Below are 19,114 nucleotides of genomic sequence, written 5' to 3'. Positions count from 1 at the left end.
GCCGCACGCCCCCGGCGTCGTCCGCGGGACGATGCCCGCGTCAGCTCACTCCGCCATCGCGGACAGGTCGCCGTGGCTGCCGACCTTGTGCACCAGGATCGAGTTCGTCGTCCCCGGAACGCCCACGGGAGCACCCGAGACGATGACGACGCGGTCGCCCGGCTCGGCGAGCCCGTTGGCGCGCAGGGTCGAGTCCACCTGGCCGACCATCGCGTCGACGCTGTCGACCTTCGGCACCTGGTAGGTGGTGGTGCCCCAGGTGAGCGCGAGCACGCTGCGCACGCTCTCCTCCGGCGTGAAGGCGAGCAGGGGGATGCCCGAGCGCAGGCGCGACATGCGCTTCGCCGAGTCGCCCGACTGGGTGAAGGTCACGAGGTACTTCACGCCCAGCGAGTCGCCGATCTCGGCCGCCGCCCGCGTGATGACGCCACCGCGGGTGTGCGGCGACGAGCCGAGCGGGGCGATGCGCTCGCGGCCCATCTCCTCGGTGGCCTCGATGATCCGGGCCATCGTCTGGACCGTGACGATCGGGTAGTCACCGACGCTCGTCTCGCCCGAGAGCATGACCGCGTCCGCGCCGTCGAGCACCGCGTTGGCGCAGTCGGACGCCTCGGCGCGCGTCGGCGTCGGGCTGGTGGTCATCGACTCCAGCACCTGCGTGGCGACGATCACCGGCTTGGCGTTGCGGCGGGCGAGCTCCACGATGCGCTTCTGCACCAGCGGGACCTGCTCCAGCGGCATCTCCACGGCGAGGTCGCCGCGCGCCACCATGAAGCCGTCGAAGGCCGCGACGACCTCCTCCAGGTTCTCCACCGCCTGCGGCTTCTCGATCTTGGCGACGACGGGGACCGTGCGGCCCTCCTCCGCCATGATCGCCGCGACGTCGTCGTAGTCCTTGGCGGACCGCACGAACGACAGCGCGATGATGTCCGCGCCGAGGCGCAGCGCCCACCGCAGGTCGTCGGTGTCCTTCTCCGAGAGCGCCGGCACGGAGACCGCGACGCCCGGGAGGTTGATGCCCTTGTTGTTCGAGACCGGGCCGCCGACCTCGACGGTCGTCACGACGCGCGGGCCCTCGACGGCGGTGACGCGCACGCGCACCTTGCCGTCGTCGATGAGGAGCGGGTCGCCGACGCGGGCGTCCTTCGCCAGGCCCTTGTGGGTCGTCGAGACGAGCTCCTTCGTCCCCTCCACGTCCTCCGTGGTGATGGTGAAGGTGTCGCCCTCGTTCAGGAAGTGCTTCTGGTCGCCCGCGAACCGGCCGAGCCGGATCTTGGGGCCCTGGAGGTCGACGAGGACTGCGACGTTGCGGCCGGACTCCTTCGCCGCCTCTCGTACACCGTGGTAGACGGCCTCGTGCTCGGCCTGCTCCCCGTGGCTCCGGTTGATCCGGGCCACGTCCATGCCCGCGTCGACCAGCTCACGGAGCTTGGTCGGCGACGCCGTCGCGGGTCCGATGGTGCACACGATCTTCGCTCTGCGCATGTCTCCAGCCTCGTCGTCGATCCGCCCCGGCGCGAGCCGGGGCGGCCCCCGGGGGGCGCTCGGCCACCCGGTACGGGGTCTTGGGTGTTAGTATTTTACAAGCAGCGCGACCGTCCGCGGGCCCACCGGCGCGGGCAGCTCGCTGCTGCCCTGCAGGTAGGCGTCGACCGCGGCCGCCGTCGCACGGCCCTCCGCGATCGCCCAGACGATCAGGGACTGCCCGCGACCCGCGTCGCCCGTCGCGTACACGCCGGGCAGGCTGGTGGCGTAGTCGTCGCCGCGCCGGACCAGCCCGCGGGTGGTGAGCTCCGCGCCGGTCTGGGTGACCAGCTCGTCCGTCTCCGGACCGGTGAAGCCCATCGCGATCAGGACCAGGTCGGCGGGGATCTCCCGCTCGGTGCCCGCCCGGGGCACCCGGCGGCCGTCCGGCAGGTACTCCGTCTCCGCGACCCGCAGGGCCCGGACGTTCCCGTCCTCGCCGCCCACGAATTCTACCGTCGAGGCCAGGTAGCTGCGCTCCCCACCCTCCTCGTGAGACGTGGAGACCTCGAACACGATCGGGTCGGTCGGCCACGGCTGGCCCGCCGGACGCTCGAGCGGCGGCTTCTTGCCGATCGCCAGGGTCGTCACGCTCGCCGCACCCTGGCGCAGCGAGGTGCCCAGGCAGTCCGAGCCCGTGTCGCCGCCGCCGATGATCACGACGTGCTTGCCCTCGGCCGTCGGGGCGCCCTCGACAGGGTTCCCCGCCGCGGCCTTGTTCGCCGGCGTGAGGAAGTCCATCGCGAAGTGGATGCCCGGCAAGTCGCGGCCCGGCAGCGCCAGGTCGCGCGGCACGGTCGCGCCGGTGGCCACCACGACGGCGTCGAACCGGCGGCGCAGCGCGTCCCACGTGATGTCACGCCCGATGGCGACGCCCGGGCGGAACCGGGTGCCCTCGGCCTCCATCTGCGCCAGCCGGCGCTCGATGTGGAGCTTCTCCAGCTTGAAGTCCGGGATGCCGTAGCGCAGCAGGCCACCGATGGCGTCGTCGCGCTCGTACACGACGACGGTGTGGCCCGCCCGGGTCAGCTGCTGGGCCGCCGCCAGGCCCGCGGGGCCGGACCCCACCACGGCCACGGTCGAGCCCGTGAGGCGCTGCGGGACCTGGGGCGTGACCAGGCCGCGGGCGAACGCCTCGTCGATGATCGAGACCTCGACGTTCTTGATCGTCACCGCGGGCTGGTTGATGCCGAGCACGCAGCTGGTCTCGCAGGGCGCCGGGCAGACGCGACCGGTGACCTCGGGGAAGTTGTTGGTCGCGTGCAGACGCTCCACGGCGTCGGCCCACTGACCGCGCCACACCAGGTCGTTCCACTCCGGGATCAGGTTGCCCAACGGGCAGCCCTGGTGGCAGAACGGGATGCCGCAGTCCATGCAGCGTCCCGCCTGCTCCTTGAGGAACGGCTGCCCGTCCTCCCGGTGGGCGTGCGTGTCCTTCCAGTCACGCAGCCGCACCTCGACCGGGCGGTTCGGCGGGAGCTCGCGCTCCCGCACCTTCAGGAATCCGCGGGGGTCAGCCACGCGCCACCTCCATGATCTGCTCCCACATCGCCGGGTCGAAGTCGTCGCCCTCGCCCAGCGTCTTCCCGGCGGCCTCGGCCTCGGCCAGCGCCGCCCGCACGCGGGCCCAGCCCGCGGGCAGCACCCGCGAGAACCGCGCCCGCGCGCCGTCGTCCTCGAGGAGCTCGGCCGCCACGGGCGAGCCGGTCTCCGCGAGGTGCCGCTCCAGCAGGGCGCGCACGCTGTCCCAGTCGGCGTCGTCGAGCGGCCCCACCTGGAGCTCGCCCGCGGCCACCGACTGCGTGTTCATCGCCACGTCGCGCAGGTTGAGCACGTACGCGACACCACCCGACATGCCCGCGCCGAAGTTGCGGCCCGTCGGGCCGAGCACCAGCACGGTGCCACCGGTCATGTACTCGCAGCCGTGGTCGCCCACGCCCTCCACGACCAGCGTGGCGCCCGAGTTGCGCACGCCGAAACGCTCGCCGACGCGACCGCGCAGCAGGATCTCGCCCGAGGTCGCGCCGTAGCCGATGACGTTGCCCGCCACCACGTTGGCAGCACCCTCGAGCACGGCCGAACGGTCCGGGCGGACCACGATGCGGCCGCCCGACAGGCCCTTGCCGACGTAGTCGTTGGCGTCGCCGTACAGGCGCAGCGTCACACCGTGCGGGAGGAACGCGCCGAGCGACTGGCCGGCGGAGCCCGTGAGGGTGACGTCGATCGTGTCGTCCGGCAGGCCGGCGCCGCGGTACCGCTTGGTCACCTCGTGGCCGAGCATCGTGCCGACCGTCCGGTTGACGTTGCGCACGGGCAGCTCGATCCGCACCGGCAGCGCGTCCTCGAGCGCGGGCCGCGCCTGGTCGATCAGCTGGTTGTCGAGCGCCTTGGCCAGGCCGTGGTCCTGCGTCACCGCCTGGTGCAGGACGGCGCCGTCCGCCGCCGACGGTGCAGCGAGCACCGGGGCCAGGTCCAGGCCCTCTGCCTTCCAGTGGTCCACGGCCTTGCGGGTGTCGAGCGCCTCGACGTGACCCACGGCCTCCTCGATCGAGCGGAAGCCGAGCGACGCCAGGTGCTCGCGGACCTCCTGCGCGATGAACTCGAAGAAGTTCACCACGAACTCGGGCTTGCCCGTGAACCGCTTGCGCAGCTCCGGGTTCTGCGTCGCGACGCCCACCGGGCAGGTGTCGAGGTGGCAGACGCGCATCATGACGCAGCCGGAGACCACCATCGGCGCCGTGGCGAAGCCGAACTCCTCGGCGCCCAGCAGCGCGGCCACGACGACGTCGCGCCCGGTCTTCATCTGGCCGTCCACCTGCACCACGATGCGGTCGCGCAGGTTGTTCAGCACGAGGGTCTGCTGGGTCTCGGCCAGGCCGATCTCCCAGGGCGTCCCCGCGTGCTTGAGCGACGTCAGCGGGCTCGCGCCCGTACCGCCGTCGTGGCCGGAGATGAGCACGACGTCCGCGTGCGCCTTGGACACGCCCGTGGCCACGGTGCCGACGCCGAACTCGGAGACGAGCTTCACGTGCACACGGGCCGACGGGTTGGCGTTCTTGGCGTCGTGGATCAGCTGCGCCAGGTCCTCGATCGAGTAGATGTCGTGGTGCGGCGGCGGCGAGATGAGGCCGACGCCGGGCGTGGAGTGCCGCGTCCGGGCGACCCACGGGTACACCTTGGGGCCGGGCAGCTGGCCGCCCTCGCCCGGCTTCGCGCCCTGGGCGAGCTTGATCTGGATGTCGTCCGCGTGCGTGAGGTACTCGCTCGTCACGCCGAACCGGCCGGACGCGATCTGCTTGACCCGCGAGCGACGCTCGGGGTCGTACAGGCGCTCCGGGTCCTCGCCCCCCTCACCGGTGTTGGACCGTCCGCCGATACGGTTCATGGCGATCGCGAGGGTCTCGTGGGCCTCGGCCGAGATCGACCCGTAGGACATCGCACCGGTGTTGAACCGCTTGACGATCTCGCTGACCGGCTCGACCTCGTCGATCGGGACCGGCTCACGGTCGGGCGTGAACCGCAGGAGGCCGCGCAGCGTCATGAGCCGGCGCGACTGCTCGTCCACGCGACGCGTGTACTGCCGGAAGATGTCCATCCGGCCCGTGCGCGTGGCGTGCTGGAGCCGGAACACGGTCTCCGGGTCGAACAGGTGCTCCTCGCCGTCCCGGCGCCACTGGTACTCGCCGCCGCTCGTGAGGCGCTGGTGGGGCTTGTGGTTGCCCGACGCCGGGTACGCCTCGGCGTGGCGCGCCGCGACCTCGGCCGCGATGACGTCGAGCCCGATGCCGGCGAGCCGGCTGGTCGTCCCCGTGAAGTAGTCGTCCACCAGCTCGTGCGAGAGCCCGACGGCCTCGAAGATCTGGGCGCCCCGGTACGACATGATCGTCGAGATGCCCATCTTGCTCATCACCTTGAGCACGCCCTTGCCGAGGGCCTTGATGAGGTTCGCGACGGACTTCTCGGGGCTGACGTCGAGGTACCCGCGCAGCGCGAGGTCCTCGACCGTCTCCATGGCGAGGTACGGGTTGACCGCCGCCGCGCCGTAGCCGATGAGGAGCGCGACGTGGTGCACCTCGCGCACGTCCCCCGCCTCGACGACCAGCGAGATCCGCGTGCGGGTCTGCCGGCGCAGGAGGTGGTGGTGCACGGCGCTCGTGAGCAGCAGCGACGGGATCGGCGCCAGCTCGGAGTCCGAGTCACGGTCGGAAAGCACGATGTGCGTGGCCCCCGCCTCGATCTCGGCGTCGACCTCGGCGAAGATCTCCTCGAGGCGGGCCTGGAGCGCACGTCCGCCGCCCGAGACCTCGTACAGGCCCCGGACCATGTGCGCCCGGAACTCGCCCTCGAGGCGCTCGTCGCGGTCGATGCGCACGATCTTGGCCAGCTCGTCGTTGTCGAGCACCGGGAACGGCAGCACGAGCTTGCGCGCGTGCTTCGGGTCGTCCGACAGCAGGTTCGGCTCGGGACCGATCGCGCCGCCGATCGACGTGACGAGCTCCTCGCGGATCGCGTCCAGCGGCGGGTTGGTCACCTGCGCGAACATCTGCGTGAAGTAGTCGAACAGCAGGCGCGGCCGGCTGGAGAGCACGGCCACCGGCGTGTCCGACCCCATGGCGCCGAGGGGCTCCGCGCCCTGGTTCGCCATCGGGGTCAGGATGATCTTGAGCTCTTCGGAGGTGTAGCCGAAGGCCCGCTGGCGCCGCTGCACCGAGGCCGGGCTGTGCGCCACGTGCTCGCGCTCGGGCAGCGACTCGAGCGAGATCGAGTTCTCCTCGATCCAGCGCGCGTAGGGGCGCTGGGCGGCGAGCTGCGACTTGAGCTCGTCGTCCTCGACGATCCGTCCCTGGGCGGTGTCGACCAGGAACATGCGGCCCGGCTCCAGGCGACCCTTGCGCACGATCGTGGCCGGGTCGAGGTCGAGGACACCGGCCTCGGACGCGAGCACGACGAGCCCGTCCTCCGTGACCCAGTAGCGCCCCGGGCGCAGCCCGTTGCGGTCCAGGACCGCACCGATGAGCGTGCCGTCCGTGAACGTGAGGCAGGCGGGCCCGTCCCAGGGCTCGATGAGGTTCGCGTGGTACTGGTAGAACGCCCGGCGCGCGGGGTCCATCTCGGCGTGGTTCTCCCACGCCTCCGGGAGCATCATCAGCACCGCGTGGGGCAGGGAGCGCCCGCCCAGGTGGAGCAGCTCCAGCACCTCGTCGAGGCTCGCGGAGTCGCTGGAGCCCTCCGTGCACACCGGCAGGAGCGACGTGAGCTCGCCGAGCTCCTCGCTGACCAGCGTCCCCTCGCGGGCGGCCATCCAGTTGCGGTTGCCGCGCACCGTGTTGATCTCGCCGTTGTGCGCCACGAGCCGGAACGGCTGCGCCAGGGGCCACGACGGGAACGTGTTCGTGGAGAAGCGCGAGTGGACCAGCGCGATCTCCGACGCGTAGCGCGGGTCGGACAGGTCCGGGAAGAACGGCTCGAGCTGCGCGGTCGTGAGCATGCCCTTGTACGTCAGGGTGCGGCTCGACAGGGACGCGAGGAACAGGTCCAGCTCGTGCTGCGCGCGCTTGCGCAGGCGGTACGTGCGCCGGTCGAGCTCGAGGCCCGCCAGCTCGCGCGACGGCGCCGCGACGACGACCTGCCGGAACAGGGGCATCGACGCGCGTGCCGTCGGGCCGACCAGGTCGGCCGTCACCGGCACGTCGCGCCACGCGAGCACGTCGAGCTTCTCCTCCGCCGCGATCGCCTCGAACTGGCGCGCGAGGGCGTCGGCCTCGGCGACGTCCTGCGGCAGGAAGGCCATGCCGATCGCGTAGTGGCCGGCGGGCGGGAGCTCCGCCGCGACGACGTCGCGGACGAAGGCGTCCGGTATCTGCGTGAGGATCCCTGCCCCGTCACCGCTGTTCTCCTCGGCGCCCACCGCTCCGCGGTGGTCGAGGTTCAGCAGGGCCGTCAGGCCTGCGTCCACGATGTCTCGGCCGGGCGTCCCTCGCAGGGTCGCGACGAACGCGACACCGCACGCGTCGTGCTCTGCCGTGGGGTCGTAGAGGCCCTGGGCCGAGGGCCGCGCGACCCGATGCTGCGGCGTGGTCATCAACACCGTCCTCCTGCACGCCCGCACGCGGGCGCGTCATGCTCAATGGTGGTCGGGACGTCGTCGGCCCGTCGGAAACATCAGACGCCCCGCCCGGGTGGTACCCCGGGTGGGAGTCGCCTCAGGCGCGGCCGGCCGGACCCTGGTCGGGTCCGGCGCCGTCCGCGTCGGCACGGTGCGGGCCGCCACCGCTGTCGCGGCGGTCGTCCCGGCCGGGGGCGCCCGTGGCGGCCCCGGCGTGCGCGGTGCTCGAGGTGTCGAGCTCGGTGTTCTGCTGGTCGTCCGCGTCGGCCTGCGCCGACCCGTCCCGGGTGTCCTGCTCCCCCACCTGCCCGCCGCGTCCGCGACCCGGCAGCTCGACCCCGTCCTCCCGCTCCGGGTGACGCCTGCCGATGAGGACGAACGCGACGAGGGCCCCGAGGCCCACGATGATCGACGTCCACACGTTCAGACGCAGCCCGAGCACGTGCTCGGCGGTGTCGATGCGGAGCATCTCGATCCACACCCTGCCGAGAGTGTAGAGCGCGACGTAGGCCCAGAATACCCGCCCATGACCGAGCCTGTACCGACGGTCGAGCCAGACCAGGAACGCCGCCGCGGCGAGGTTCCAGAGCAGCTCGTACAGGAACGTGGGGTGGAAGAGCGTCCCCTCGGCGTACGCCGCGCCCGTGGACGGGTCGATCGGGAGGTACTGCGGGTCGATCCGCAGCCCCCAGGGCAGGGTCGTGGGGGCACCGAAGAGCTCCTGGTTGAACCAGTTCCCCAGGCGCCCGATCGCCTGCGCCACGAGCAGGCCAGGGGCCAGGGCGTCGGCGAAGCTGCTCAGCCGCACGCCCTTGCGGCGGCAGCCGATGAGCGCCCCGATGGCGCCGAGCGCGACGGCGCCCCAGATCCCCAGGCCGCCCTCCCACACGTACAGGGCCCGCACCGGGTCCCCGCCCTCGCCCCAGTAGGGCTCCGGGGTGCTGATCACGTGGTACAGCCGGCCGCCGACGATGCCGAACGGCACGGCCCAGAACGCGATGTCGAGCACGTCGTCCGCCACGCCGCCCCGGGCGACCCAGCGCTTCGTGGTGATCCAGATCGCGACCGCGATGCCCGCCAGGATGGCGAGCGCGTACGCCCGGATCGGGACCGGGCCCAGGTACCAGGTGTGCTGCGGCGGGCTCGGGACGGCGGCGTGCACGGACGCCGCGAGGATCACGGGGCTCACGGACGCTCCTCCGAGGGCAGGGCCGGCTCCCGGCGCGACCGGCGCACGCCGTCGGCGAGGTCCGCCACCGTCGCCCGCAGGGCGTCGAGGCGCTGCGACCAGGGCTGGTCGGTGAGCAGCGGGCGCACGAAGGCCGACCCGACGATGACGCCGTCGGCGTACCGGCCGACCTCCGCCGCCTGGTCGCCCGTCGAGACGCCGAGACCGACGCACACGTGCTCGGCGCCGGCCGCGCGGGTGTCCGCGACGAGCTGCTCGGCCCGCGGGCCTACCTGGGCCCGCGCTCCGGTCACACCCATCGTCGACGCCGCGTACACGAAGCCGCGCGAGGCGCGCGCGGTCAGCGCCAGCCGCTCGGGGGTGGAGCTGGGGGCGACGAGGAAGACGCGGTCGAGCCCGTGCGCGTCAGAGGCGGCGATCCACTCCTTGCCCTCGTCGGGGATCAGGTCGGGAGTGATGAGGCCCGCGCCGCCGGCGCCGGCGAGGTCGCGCGCGAACGCGTCGACACCCTGGCGCAGCACCACGTTCCAGTACGTCATCACGAGGGCCGGCACCCGGCCGCCCGAGCTCTCGGCCACGGCCTCCACCACGCGGAAGACGTCGCGGACCCGTGCCCCGCCGGCCAGCGCCGACTCCGCGGCACGCTGGATCACGGGCCCGTCCATGACGGGGTCGGTGTACGGGACGCCGATCTCGACGACGTCCACCCCGGCCTCGACCATCGCCAGGACCGCCTCGACCGAGCGGTCCACGTCGGGGAAGCCGACGGGCAGGTAGCCGACGAGGGCAGCGCGCCCCTCGGCACGCAGGGCGTCGAGCCGCGCGGCCGTGGGCGAGCCCGCCGGCGACACGGCCGTCGGTGCGGCGTCGGTGCTGGTGCTCACTGGTCCCCCTCCGGCGTCCCCGGGGCGTCGGGGTCGGCCTGCTCGTCGAGCAGCCCGAACCAGCGCGCCGCGGTCGCCACGTCCTTGTCGCCGCGACCCGACAGGTTCACCAGGACGATCTCGTCGGTGCGACCCGCCTCCGCGGCGGCCCGGCCGACGCGCAGCGCCCCGGCGAGGGCGTGCGCGGACTCGATCGCGGGGATGATCCCCTCGGTGCGGCACAGGAGGCGGAACGCCTCCATGGCCTCGTCGTCGGTCACGGGCTCGTACGTGGCCCGGCCCAGGTCGTGCAGCCACGAGTGCGCCGGCCCCACGCTCGGGTAGTCCAGGCCCGCCGAGACGGAGTGGCTCGGCAGCGTCTGGCCGTCGTCGTCCTGCAGCAGGTAGGAGCGGGCGCCGTGCAGCACGCCCGGGGCGCCGCCGGAGAACCGCGCGGCGTGCCGACCGGACTCGACGCCCTCGCCGCCTGCCTCGAACCCGTAGAGCGCGACGCCCTCGTCGTCGAGGAAGGCGTTGAAGATGCCCAGCGCGTTCGACCCGCCACCCACGCACGCCGCGACGACGTCGGGCAGGCGCCCGGCGCGCTCGAGGATCTGGGCGCGCGCCTCCTCGCCGATGATGCGGTGGAACTCGCGCACCATCTCCGGGAACGGGTGCGGCCCCGTGACCGTGCCCAGCAGGTAGTGGGTGGTCTCGACGTTGGCCACCCAGTCGCGCAGCGCCTCGTTGATCGCGTCCTTGAGGGTGCGCGACCCGATCTTGACCGGGATCACCTCGGCGCCGAGCAGCCGCATCCGGGCGACGTTGAGCGCCTGGCGCTGCGTGTCCTCCTCGCCCATGTACACGACGCACTCGAGGTCGAGCAGGGCGGCCGCGGTGGCGGTGGCGACGCCGTGCTGGCCGGCGCCGGTCTCCGCGATCACGCGGGTCTTGCCCATCCGCTTGACCAGCAGCGCCTGGCCGAGCACGTTGTTGATCTTGTGCGACCCCGTGTGGTTGAGGTCCTCGCGCTTGAGGAAGACCCGCTGGCCGCCGGCGTGCGCGGCGAACCGGGGCACCTCCGTCAGGGGCGACGGACGGCCGGTGTACTCACGGTGCAGCCGGGCCAGCTCGTCGGTGAAGGCGGGGTCGCCCAGCGCCTTGCGGTACTCGGTCTCGAGCTCGTCGAGCGCGGCGATCAGGGCCTCGGGCACGAATCGGCCGCCGAACTGCCCGAAGTACGGGCCCTCGACGTCCGCCAGCCGCCCGAGCACCTGGTGCGCCAGGGTCTCGGTCAGCGCCTCCCGTACGGGTTGTTCGGGCACGGGTCCTCCGTCTCTCGTCGTCACCGCTCGGCGGGTCTGCATGAAGGGTCGTCCGAGGGTACCGGTCGGCAGGACCTCGGCGGTGCGGCGTCCTACGACCACCGGAGCGGCCCGCCGCGGGCCGTCCGGGCGGACGTCACGGCTGGGCCGCCGGGCGGACCGACCACAGGGCGGGGTGCTGCCCCGCGGCGACCAGGTCGGCGACGGAGCGGCGCGGCGCACCGTCGGTGACGAGCGCCTCCCCGACGAGGACGGCGTGCGCGCCCGAGCGCGCGTAGTCGAGCACGTCGTGCGGTCCGCGCACGCCCGACTCGGCGACGCGCACGACGTCGTCCGGGATGAGCGGGGCGAGCCGCGCGAAGGTCGAGCGGTCTACCTCGAGGGTCTTGAGGTCACGGGCGTTGACCCCGACGACGCGGGCGCCGGCGTCCAGCGCCCGGCGCACCTCGTCCGCGGTGTGGGCCTCGACCAGCGCCGTCATGCCGAGCGAGTGCACCCGCTCGATCAGCGACGTCAGCACGGTCTGCTCCAGGGCCGCGACGATCAGCAGGACCAGGTCCGCCCCGTGGGCGCGCGCCTCCCACACCTGGTAAGGCGTGACGACGAAGTCCTTGCGCAGCACCGGGACGTCCACCCGGGAGCGCACCGCGTCGAGGTCGGCGAGGCTGCCGCCGAACCGCCGCTGCTCCGTGAGCACGGAGATCACGCTGGCGCCGCCGCGGGCGTACTCCTCGGCCAGGGCCGCCGGGTCGGAGATCGGTGCCAGGTCGCCCTTGCTGGGGCTGGATCGCTTCACCTCGGCGATCACCGCGACCCGGTCCTCCGAGAGCAGGCGTCCGCAGCACTCGAGCGCGCCGGGCACGCGTGCCGCGCGCTCCTTGAGCTCGTCGAGCGACGTCCGCGCCTGGCGCACCGCGAGGTCCTCGCGGACCCCCGCGACGATGTCCTCCAGGACCGTCATGGTCTGCCTCCCCGTCCCGTGACGCCGCACCGACGTCCTGCCAGCCATCGTAGGCCCGTCCGCGGGACGGCCCGGACACGTCTCCGACCGTGAGACGCCGGTGGAACGCCGACGGCGCGCACCCTCCTCGCGGAGGCCGCGCGCCGTGGCACGTCAGGTCCTGCGCTCAGTGGCGCGAGCTCGCCTTGCGGGGCGTCACGCCCGGCTTCGCCTGGCCGAAGCCCAGGTTGCGCAGCACGGCGCCGAGCACCAGGGCGCCCGCGACGATCACGGCGCCCACCCAGACCAACACGTCGGAGACGTCGGGGAGCATCCCCACGGCGCCGATGGCCACGCCCACCATGATGCCGATCATCGCCGTCCACGCGGCGGTGGTGTGGCCGTGGTTCGTGGGCGGGACGGCCGGGGGCAGGTAGGCGACCTCGGCGTTGCGGTTGTCGGTCATTGGAATGTGATGCCCTTTCGTGACGTGGTGCGCGGTCCAGCCTAGCGGTCCGCGGACGGGTCCGTGCCCCGGGAGAGCGCGTCCCAGGCGTCGTGCGGGTCGTGCTGTCCGGCCTCGTCGGCGTCCTGCGCCGCCCCCGTCGCGCCCGGGGCCGTGGCCGCGGGCCGGGCACCGGTCTCGGCAGCGCCCGCCCGAGGCGTCGCGGGCGCGCGCTCGTGGCGCCCGGACGTCGCTCCCCAGGCCGGGGCGCCGGCGGCGGCGAGCACCACGACGACCACCGCCAGGGCGCCGAGCACGACGGTCAGCCACGGCCACACCGCCACCGCGACCGGCGAGGTGAGGTCCGTCACCCCGGCCGTGTCCGAGGCCCCCGTGGTCGCGGCGGGCAGCGGGTCGGCCAGCACGGTGAGTGCCGACGCCGCGGCGAGGGCGCCCGCCAGGGCCACCACGACGAGCGCCACCCAGCGCGCCGCGCGGCCGGCGATCGCGAGCGCGACGCCGCCGGCGACGACCACGAGCGCGGCAGCGGCGACCGCAGGTGCCGCCGTCGTGCCCGGCACGGTGATGTCCACCGTCGGCTCGAGCGCCGTCGACACGGTGGTGCTCACCCAGGTGGGCGACGCCGTCGCCAGGGTGAGCCCGCCGACGGCGACCACCGCCCACACCGCGCGCGACCGTGCCCGCAGCGGCCCGCGGCCCCGTGCGGGGTGGGGGCCGGCCGTGCCCGCTGCCTCGTCGATGTCGTCGATGTCGTCCGTACCGTCCATCTGCCCTGTCCGTCCGTCCTGCCCGTCAGTCGTGCGCACGGCTCACAGCGCCCGGAACCGCGCGGCCAGCTGCACGGCGCGCACCGCGGCGGCCGCCTTGTTGCGCGACTCCTCGTACTCCAGCGCGGGCACCGAGTCCGCGACGATCCCGCCGCCGGCCTGCACCCACGCCCGGCCGTCGCGGATGCACGCCGTGCGGATCGCGATGGCCATGTCCATGTTGCCGCCGAAGTCGAAGTACCCGACGGTGCCGCCGTAGATCCCGCGGGACGCGGGCTCGAGCTCGTCGATCAGCGCGATCGCCCGCGGCTTGGGCGCCCCGGAGAGGGTGCCCGCGGGGAACGTCGCGCGCAGCGTGTCGAGCGCCGTCGCACCGGCCCGCAGCCGGCCGACGACGGTGGAGCACAGGTGCATGATGTGGCTGAACCGGCGGGTGGCCATGAACTCGACCACCTCGACCGACGTCGGCTCGCACACCTTGACGAGGTCGTTGCGCGACAGGTCGACCAGCATGAGGTGCTCTGCGCGCTCCTTCGGGTCGGCGAGCAGCTCCTCACCGAGCGCGACGTCCTCCTCCACCGTGGCCCCGCGCGGACGCGAGCCGGCGATCGGGTACGTCGTCACGTGCCCGTCGGTCACCTTCACCAGCGTCTCCGGGCTGGACCCGACGACGGAGAGCTCCCGCCCGTCCGGCCCGGTGAGGCGGAAGTAGTACATGTACGGGCTGGGGTTGATGGTGCGCAGCGCCCGGTAGACGTCCAGCGGCGCCGCCGGGCAGTCCAGGCCGAGGCGCTGGGAGAGCACCACCTGGAACACCTCGCCGTCGCGGATCGCCTCCTGGCCCGATCGCACCGCCGCCTCGAACTCTGCCCGCGTGGAGCGGAACTCGAGGTCGGGCTCGGCCACCTCGTCCGGGCTGCGCAGCACCGTCGGCACGGCGGGAGCCGGGGCGGCGAGGCGCGCCTGCATCGCGTCGAGGCGGGCCACGGCGTCGGCGTGCGCCTCGTCCACGCGCTCGTCGGTGCCGTCGCCGTTGATCGCGTTGGCGATGAGCCACACGGTGCCGGTGTGGTGGTCGATCGCGACGAGGTCGGTCGCGAGGCTCAGGGCGACCTCCGGCACGCCGAGCTCGTCGGGGGCGTTCGCCGGGAGCGTCGGCTCCCAGTGCCGCACGACGTCCCACCCGAGCGCGCCGGTGAGCCCGCCCGTCAGCGGCGGGAGCCCCTCGACGGGCGGCGTGCGCAGCGCCTCCAGCGCCGCGCCGAGCACGTCGACGACGTCGCCCTCGGTGGGGATGCCGGCGGGCACGTCACCGTGCCACACGGCCTGCCCGTCACGGGCGGTCAGGGTGGCTCGCGAGTCGACCCCGACGAAGGACCACTGCGACCAGCCCCCCGACGACTCGGCGGACTCCAGCACGAAGGTGCCCGGGCGGTCCTGCGCGAGGGTGCGGTAGAGGCCGACCGGGGTCACGTCGTCGGCCAGCACGCGCCGCACCACGGGGATCACGCGCCGGTCGGCGGCCAGCGCGCGGAACGTGCCCAGGCCCGGCCACGTCGCGCCCCACGCCAGGTCCTGCGCCGAGGGGCCCGCCACGGGGGCGGCCTCGGGGGCGGGGTGGGGCTGCGTGACGGCGGGCGTGGTCACCGGTCCTCCTGGGTGGTGTCGGTCGGGCTGTCGGCGGGGGTCGGGCTCGCGGGCGGGAGGGGCGCGACGACGGCTCCCAGGTCCCCGCCCGCCTCGAAGCAGGTGCGGGTGCCGGTGTGGCACGCGGCACCCACCTGGTGCACGCGCACGAGCAGGGCGTCGCCGTCGCAGTCCAGGGCGACGGACCGCACGAGCTGGGCGTGCCCGGAGGTGTCCCCCTTGCGCCAGTACTCCTGCCGCGACCGGCTCCAGAACGTCACCCTGCCCTCGGTGAGGGTGCGGCGCAGCGCCTCGTCGTCCATCCAGCCGAGCATGAGCACCTCGCCCGAGTCGTGCTGCTGCACGACAGCGGCGACGAGGCCGTGCTCGTCGCGCTTGAGCCGTGCTGCGACCGCAGGGTCGAGCGAGGCGTCGTGCGCGGTGTCGTGCGCAGCGACGAGGGGTGCGTCAGGGAGGGCGGGCGTGGTCACCCGAGCATCTTGACACGTCGGCGACACCCCTCGGGACGAGGTCCGCCGGTCAGCGTCCCTCGCCCAGGGCCCGGGAGGCTCAGCGCGTCTGCGCCACCCAGCTCGCGTGCATCCGGGCGTACACGCCGCCCGCCGCGGCCAGCTCGGCGTGCCCGCCGACCTCGACCACCCGGCCCTCGTCGACCACCACGACGAGGTCGCTCGCCTCGGCCGTCGAGAGGCGGTGCGCGATCGTCAGGGTGGACCGGCCCGAGGTCAACGAGTCCAGCGCCCGGGCGATCCGGACCTCGGCGGCGGGGTCCACGGCGGAGGTGGCCTCGTCCAGCACCAGCAGGTCCGGCGCGGCGAGGTAGGCGCGGGCGATCGCGACCAGCTGCCGCTCCCCCGCGCTGAGCGCCTCGCCGCGCTGCCCGACCGTGGTCGCCAGGCCCTGCGGCAGGCCCGCGACCCAGTCCGTCAGCCCGAGCGCGTCGACCGCCTCCGCGACCCGTGCTGCCACCGCGGCACCCCCCGCCCCGGTCGCGGCGTCGTCGCCCCGCAGGCCGTACGCCACGTTCTCCGCGACCGTGCCGTCGAAGAGGAAGCCCTCCTGGGGCACCAGGACCACGCGTTCCCGCAGCGAGTCGAGGGTCAGGCCGCGCAGGTCGGCACCGTCCAGCAGCACCTGGCCCGCGGTCGGGTCCATGAGCCGGGTGACGAGCTTGGCCACCGTCGTCTTGCCGGACCCCGTCCGCCCGACGACGGCGACCTTGCGGCGCGCGGGGATCTCCAGGTCCACCCCGTGCAGCACCTCCGGGCCGCCCGGGTACGCGAACCGAACACCCCGCAGCGTCACCGCCGCGGGGCCGCGCGGGCTGGGCTCGGCGTCCGCGGCCTCCGCCACGTCGACCGGCGTCTCCAGGACGGCGAGCACGCGCCGCCAGCCGGCCACCGCGTTCTGCAGCTCGTTGAGGATCTCGGTGGCCTGCTGCACGGGCCCGGTGAAGAGCTGCACCAGGAACAGGAACGCCACCACCTGCCCCGCCGTGAGCCCCCCGCCCACCCCGAGCAGGGTGCCGACGACCACCACCACGGCGAGCACCAGGTTGGCGACCAGCACACCGCTCGAGAACACGGTCGACACGAGGAGCTGGGCGCGAGCCTGTGTCGCGCGGGTCTCCTCGATCGCCGCGTCCACCCGGCGGCCCGTGCGGCGGGCCACGCCGTAGGCACGCACGGTCTCGGCGCCGACCACGGCCTCGGAGATCGCGCCGAGCATCGCGCCGACGGCCTGCCGCACGGCCGCGTAGGCCCGGTTGACCGAGCCCTGCGCCCGGCGCAGCAGGAGGAACAGCGGGACGAAGCACGCCCACACCACGAGGGTCAGCTGCCAGGAGTACACCGCCATGAGCGCCGTGGCGACGAGGACCTGCAGCGTGGAGACGAGCAGCTGGATGCCGCCCCACTGGACGAACAGCGAGATCGTGTCGACGTCGGAGGTCACCCGCGACACCAGCGCGCCCCGCCGCTCCGTCCCCTGCGCCAGCGTGGACAGGTCGTGCACGTGCCGGAACGCCTGCACGCGCAGCGCCGCCAGGCCGGCCTCGGTGCGGCGGAACAGCCGCACGTTGACCACGGCCGTGCACAGGCCGGCGACGACCACCGCCCCCGCGGCCAGCCCCGTGAGCAGGGCGACGCGCCCAGCGTCGGGACCACCCGCGGCGAGGATGCCGTCGTCGATCGTGCGCTGCACCGCGACGGGCACGACGACGCGCCCCGCGGCGGCCAGGACCGCGAGCGCCAGCGTGACCCACAGGCCGTCGACGATCTGCGGGGAGATCTGCACGCCTCGGCGGAGGGTGGCGAGCACGCCCAGGTCGCTGGCGGCGGCGATGCGCGACTCGCTCATGCGGCCCCCTCCCCGTCCTGCTCCGGTCCGGCGTCGTCCACGTCCTGCCCGGCGGCCCGCTCGTCCGCGACCTCGCGTGCCCGCCGGGCGGTCTCCCGCTCGTAGGCGGTGGCCAGCGCTCGGTACCCGTCGTCTCGGTCGAGCAGCTCCTCGTGCCGGCCGACGTCGACCACGCGCCCGCCCTCCAGGTGCACCACGACGTCGGCCAGCGCGACCGACGACATGCGGTAGGCGACCATGACGACCGTCGTGGCGCGTGCACCGTCGGCGGCACGCACGCTGGACAGGGAGCCGAGGATCTCCGACTCCACGCGCGGGTCCACCGCCGAGGTGGCGTCGTCCAGCACGAGCAGCCGTGGCCGGCGGACCAGCGCCCGCGCGATGGCGAGCCGCTGCCGCTGGCCGCCCGACAGGTTGGCGCCCCGCTCGCCGAGGGGTGCGTCGAGCCCGCCCGGCAGCTCGCGCACGACGTCGTCCACGCGGGCCACGCGCAGCGCCTCCCAGACGGCGGCGTCGTCGGGCGCGCCGTCGTCCCCGACGTCGGCGAGGGTGACGTTCGCGCGGACGGTGTCCTCGAAGACGAAGGTCTGCTGGGTGACGAGCGCGACCTGCGCGGGGATCTCGCCGGCGGCCAGGTCCCGCACGTCGGCCCCGTCGAGCAGCACCCGTCCCCGGGTGGGGTCGCTCAGGCGGGCGAGCAGCGACACCAGGGTGGTCTTGCCCGCCCCGGTGCTGCCCACCACGGCGACGGTGGCGCCGGGCGCCACGTCGAGGTCCACGCCGTCGAGCAGCGTGGACGTGGCCCCGGCAGCCGGGACGTCGACGCCGACGCCGTCGAGCCGCACCCCCAGCCCGCCGCCCGCCCGGGGCAGGGCGTGCTCGCCGGCCACGAGGGTGACCCGGGCGTCGAGCACCCCGGCGATCCGGTCGTAGCCCACGAGGGCGCGCGGCAGCTCACCGAGGACCCAGCCGAACGCGCGCACGGGCACCGCCATGACGGTCAGCAGGTAGGCGGCGGTGACGACGTCGCCCGTGTCGACGGCCCCGACCGACGCCCGCCAGGTCCCCACGCCGAGCACGACGAGCGTGCCCAGCGACGGCAGCAGCTCGATGACCGGGTCGAACATCGCCCGCACCGTGCCGACGCGCACGTTGGCGGCCCGCAGCGCGTCCGTACGCTCCGCGAACCGGGCCTCCTCCCGGCCGGCGGTGCCGAGCGACTTGACCAGGAGCGCCCCTTCGAACGACTCGTGCGCGACGTCGGCCACCTCGGCGCGCAGCTGCTGCGCGCGCGTCACGGCGGGCGTCATGTGCCGCTGGAACACGACGTTCGCCGCGACGGCGGCCGGGACGACCAGGAGCGCCGCGACGGCGAGCCACACGTCGACCGCCAGGAGCATCCCGGCGGCGACGGCGATCATCACGACGACGCCGAGCGCGAAGGGCAGCGGGTTGAACACGCCGGTGGCGGCCTCGACGTCGGCGCTCGCCGCCGACAGGAGCCGCCCTGCCGGGTGCGCGCGGTGCCAGGAGACCGGCAGGCGCAGGTACTGCCCGGACAGGCCGCGCCGGTGGTGCGCCTGGATGGCCGCGAACCCGTAGCCTGCCCAGACACGCCGGCCGGCGACGCCGAGGGCGAGGGTGAGGGCGACGGCGGCGAGCACGAGGCCGGCCAGCCAGATGCGCCCCTGCGCGGCGGTGTCCCCCGCGACGGCAGGCACGACGACGGCGTCGGTGGCCCAGCCGACCGCGCGGCTCACCGCCACCGTGGCCGCGCCGAACACCGCCGAGGCGCCCACCGCCAGCACGTACAGGCGGGGTTCGGAGCGCATGCCCCGCCACACGAGGGTCCACGAGCGGCGCAGCCGCGAACCGGAGAGCGTCAGCCCCTCGGGACGACGGGCGCCGGTGCCGGGACTGCCGCTCATC

The 19,114-nt window shown here is 74.3% G+C and carries 13 protein-coding genes; all 13 read right to left on the bottom strand.

All coding sequences use genetic code 11. From position 1 onward, the window contains the following. Positions 1-45 precede the first annotated feature (45 nt). The gene (gene pyk, locus ACFT55_RS03255; RefSeq protein WP_380241414.1) at positions 46-1,485 is read right to left on the bottom strand and encodes a pyruvate kinase; all 1,440 of its coding nucleotides are present in this window, start codon (positions 1,483-1,485) and stop codon (positions 46-48) included. 87 nt (positions 1,486-1,572) lie between these two features. Beyond that, the gene (locus tag ACFT55_RS03250; protein WP_380241412.1) at positions 1,573-3,045 is read right to left on the bottom strand and encodes a glutamate synthase subunit beta; all 1,473 of its coding nucleotides are present in this window, start codon (positions 3,043-3,045) and stop codon (positions 1,573-1,575) included. Further along, positions 3,038-7,606: a glutamate synthase large subunit gene (gene gltB, locus ACFT55_RS03245; RefSeq protein WP_380241410.1), complete on the bottom strand. Its 4,569-nt coding sequence runs from the start codon at positions 7,604-7,606 to the stop codon at positions 3,038-3,040. Before gltB ends, ACFT55_RS03250 begins: the two co-directional genes overlap by 8 nt. Positions 7,607-7,727: 121 nt before the next feature. After that, positions 7,728-8,819 carry a prolipoprotein diacylglyceryl transferase gene (gene lgt, locus ACFT55_RS03240; protein ID WP_380241408.1) on the bottom strand — a complete coding sequence of 364 codons (1,092 nt, stop codon included), beginning with the start codon at positions 8,817-8,819 and terminating at the stop codon, positions 7,728-7,730. Further along, complete coding sequence (trpA, locus tag ACFT55_RS03235) at positions 8,816-9,703, bottom strand: tryptophan synthase subunit alpha (RefSeq protein WP_380241406.1); 888 nt, start codon at positions 9,701-9,703, stop codon at positions 8,816-8,818. Before trpA ends, lgt begins: the two co-directional genes overlap by 4 nt. After that, the gene (gene trpB, locus ACFT55_RS03230; protein WP_380241404.1) at positions 9,700-11,049 is read right to left on the bottom strand and encodes a tryptophan synthase subunit beta; all 1,350 of its coding nucleotides are present in this window, start codon (positions 11,047-11,049) and stop codon (positions 9,700-9,702) included. The genes trpA and trpB overlap by 4 nt, the downstream gene beginning before the upstream one ends. A 94-nt stretch (positions 11,050-11,143) precedes the next feature. Then, on the bottom strand, positions 11,144-11,968 hold the full coding sequence (gene trpC, locus ACFT55_RS03225) for an indole-3-glycerol phosphate synthase TrpC (RefSeq protein WP_380241402.1): 825 nt from the start codon (positions 11,966-11,968) through the stop codon (positions 11,144-11,146). A gap of 166 nt (positions 11,969-12,134) precedes the next feature. After that, positions 12,135-12,413 (bottom strand): HGxxPAAW family protein, encoded by a 279-nt coding sequence (locus ACFT55_RS03220; RefSeq protein ID WP_380241400.1) that lies wholly within the window; start codon positions 12,411-12,413, stop codon positions 12,135-12,137. Positions 12,414-12,454: 41 nt separating this feature from the next. Next, positions 12,455-13,180, bottom strand: a complete 726-nt coding sequence (locus tag ACFT55_RS03215; RefSeq protein ID WP_380241398.1) for a Trp biosynthesis-associated membrane protein — start codon at positions 13,178-13,180, stop codon at positions 12,455-12,457. Between the two features lie 42 nt (positions 13,181-13,222). Beyond that, a complete protein-coding gene (locus ACFT55_RS03210; RefSeq protein WP_380241418.1) occupies positions 13,223-14,776 on the bottom strand; it encodes an anthranilate synthase component I in 1,554 nt (517 codons plus the stop codon). A 47-nt stretch (positions 14,777-14,823) separates the two neighbouring features. Further along, on the bottom strand, positions 14,824-15,297 hold the full coding sequence (gene hisI, locus ACFT55_RS03205; protein WP_380241396.1) for a phosphoribosyl-AMP cyclohydrolase: 474 nt from the start codon (positions 15,295-15,297) through the stop codon (positions 14,824-14,826). A gap of 79 nt (positions 15,298-15,376) precedes the next feature. After that, positions 15,377-17,185, bottom strand: a complete 1,809-nt coding sequence (locus ACFT55_RS03200) for an ABC transporter ATP-binding protein (protein WP_380241394.1) — start codon at positions 17,183-17,185, stop codon at positions 15,377-15,379. Further along, positions 17,182-19,113 carry an ABC transporter ATP-binding protein gene (locus tag ACFT55_RS03195; RefSeq protein ID WP_380241392.1) on the bottom strand — a complete coding sequence of 644 codons (1,932 nt, stop codon included), beginning with the start codon at positions 19,111-19,113 and terminating at the stop codon, positions 17,182-17,184. The genes ACFT55_RS03200 and ACFT55_RS03195 overlap by 4 nt, the downstream gene beginning before the upstream one ends. Between the last annotated feature and the right edge of the window lies 1 nt (position 19,114).

Origin of the sequence: Isoptericola sp. NPDC057191 (assembly GCF_042670225.1) — a bacterium.
In the GTDB taxonomy this organism is placed as follows: Bacteria; Actinomycetota; Actinomycetes; order Actinomycetales; family Cellulomonadaceae; genus Isoptericola.
This window is presented reverse-complemented; position numbering and strand designations above follow the sequence as displayed.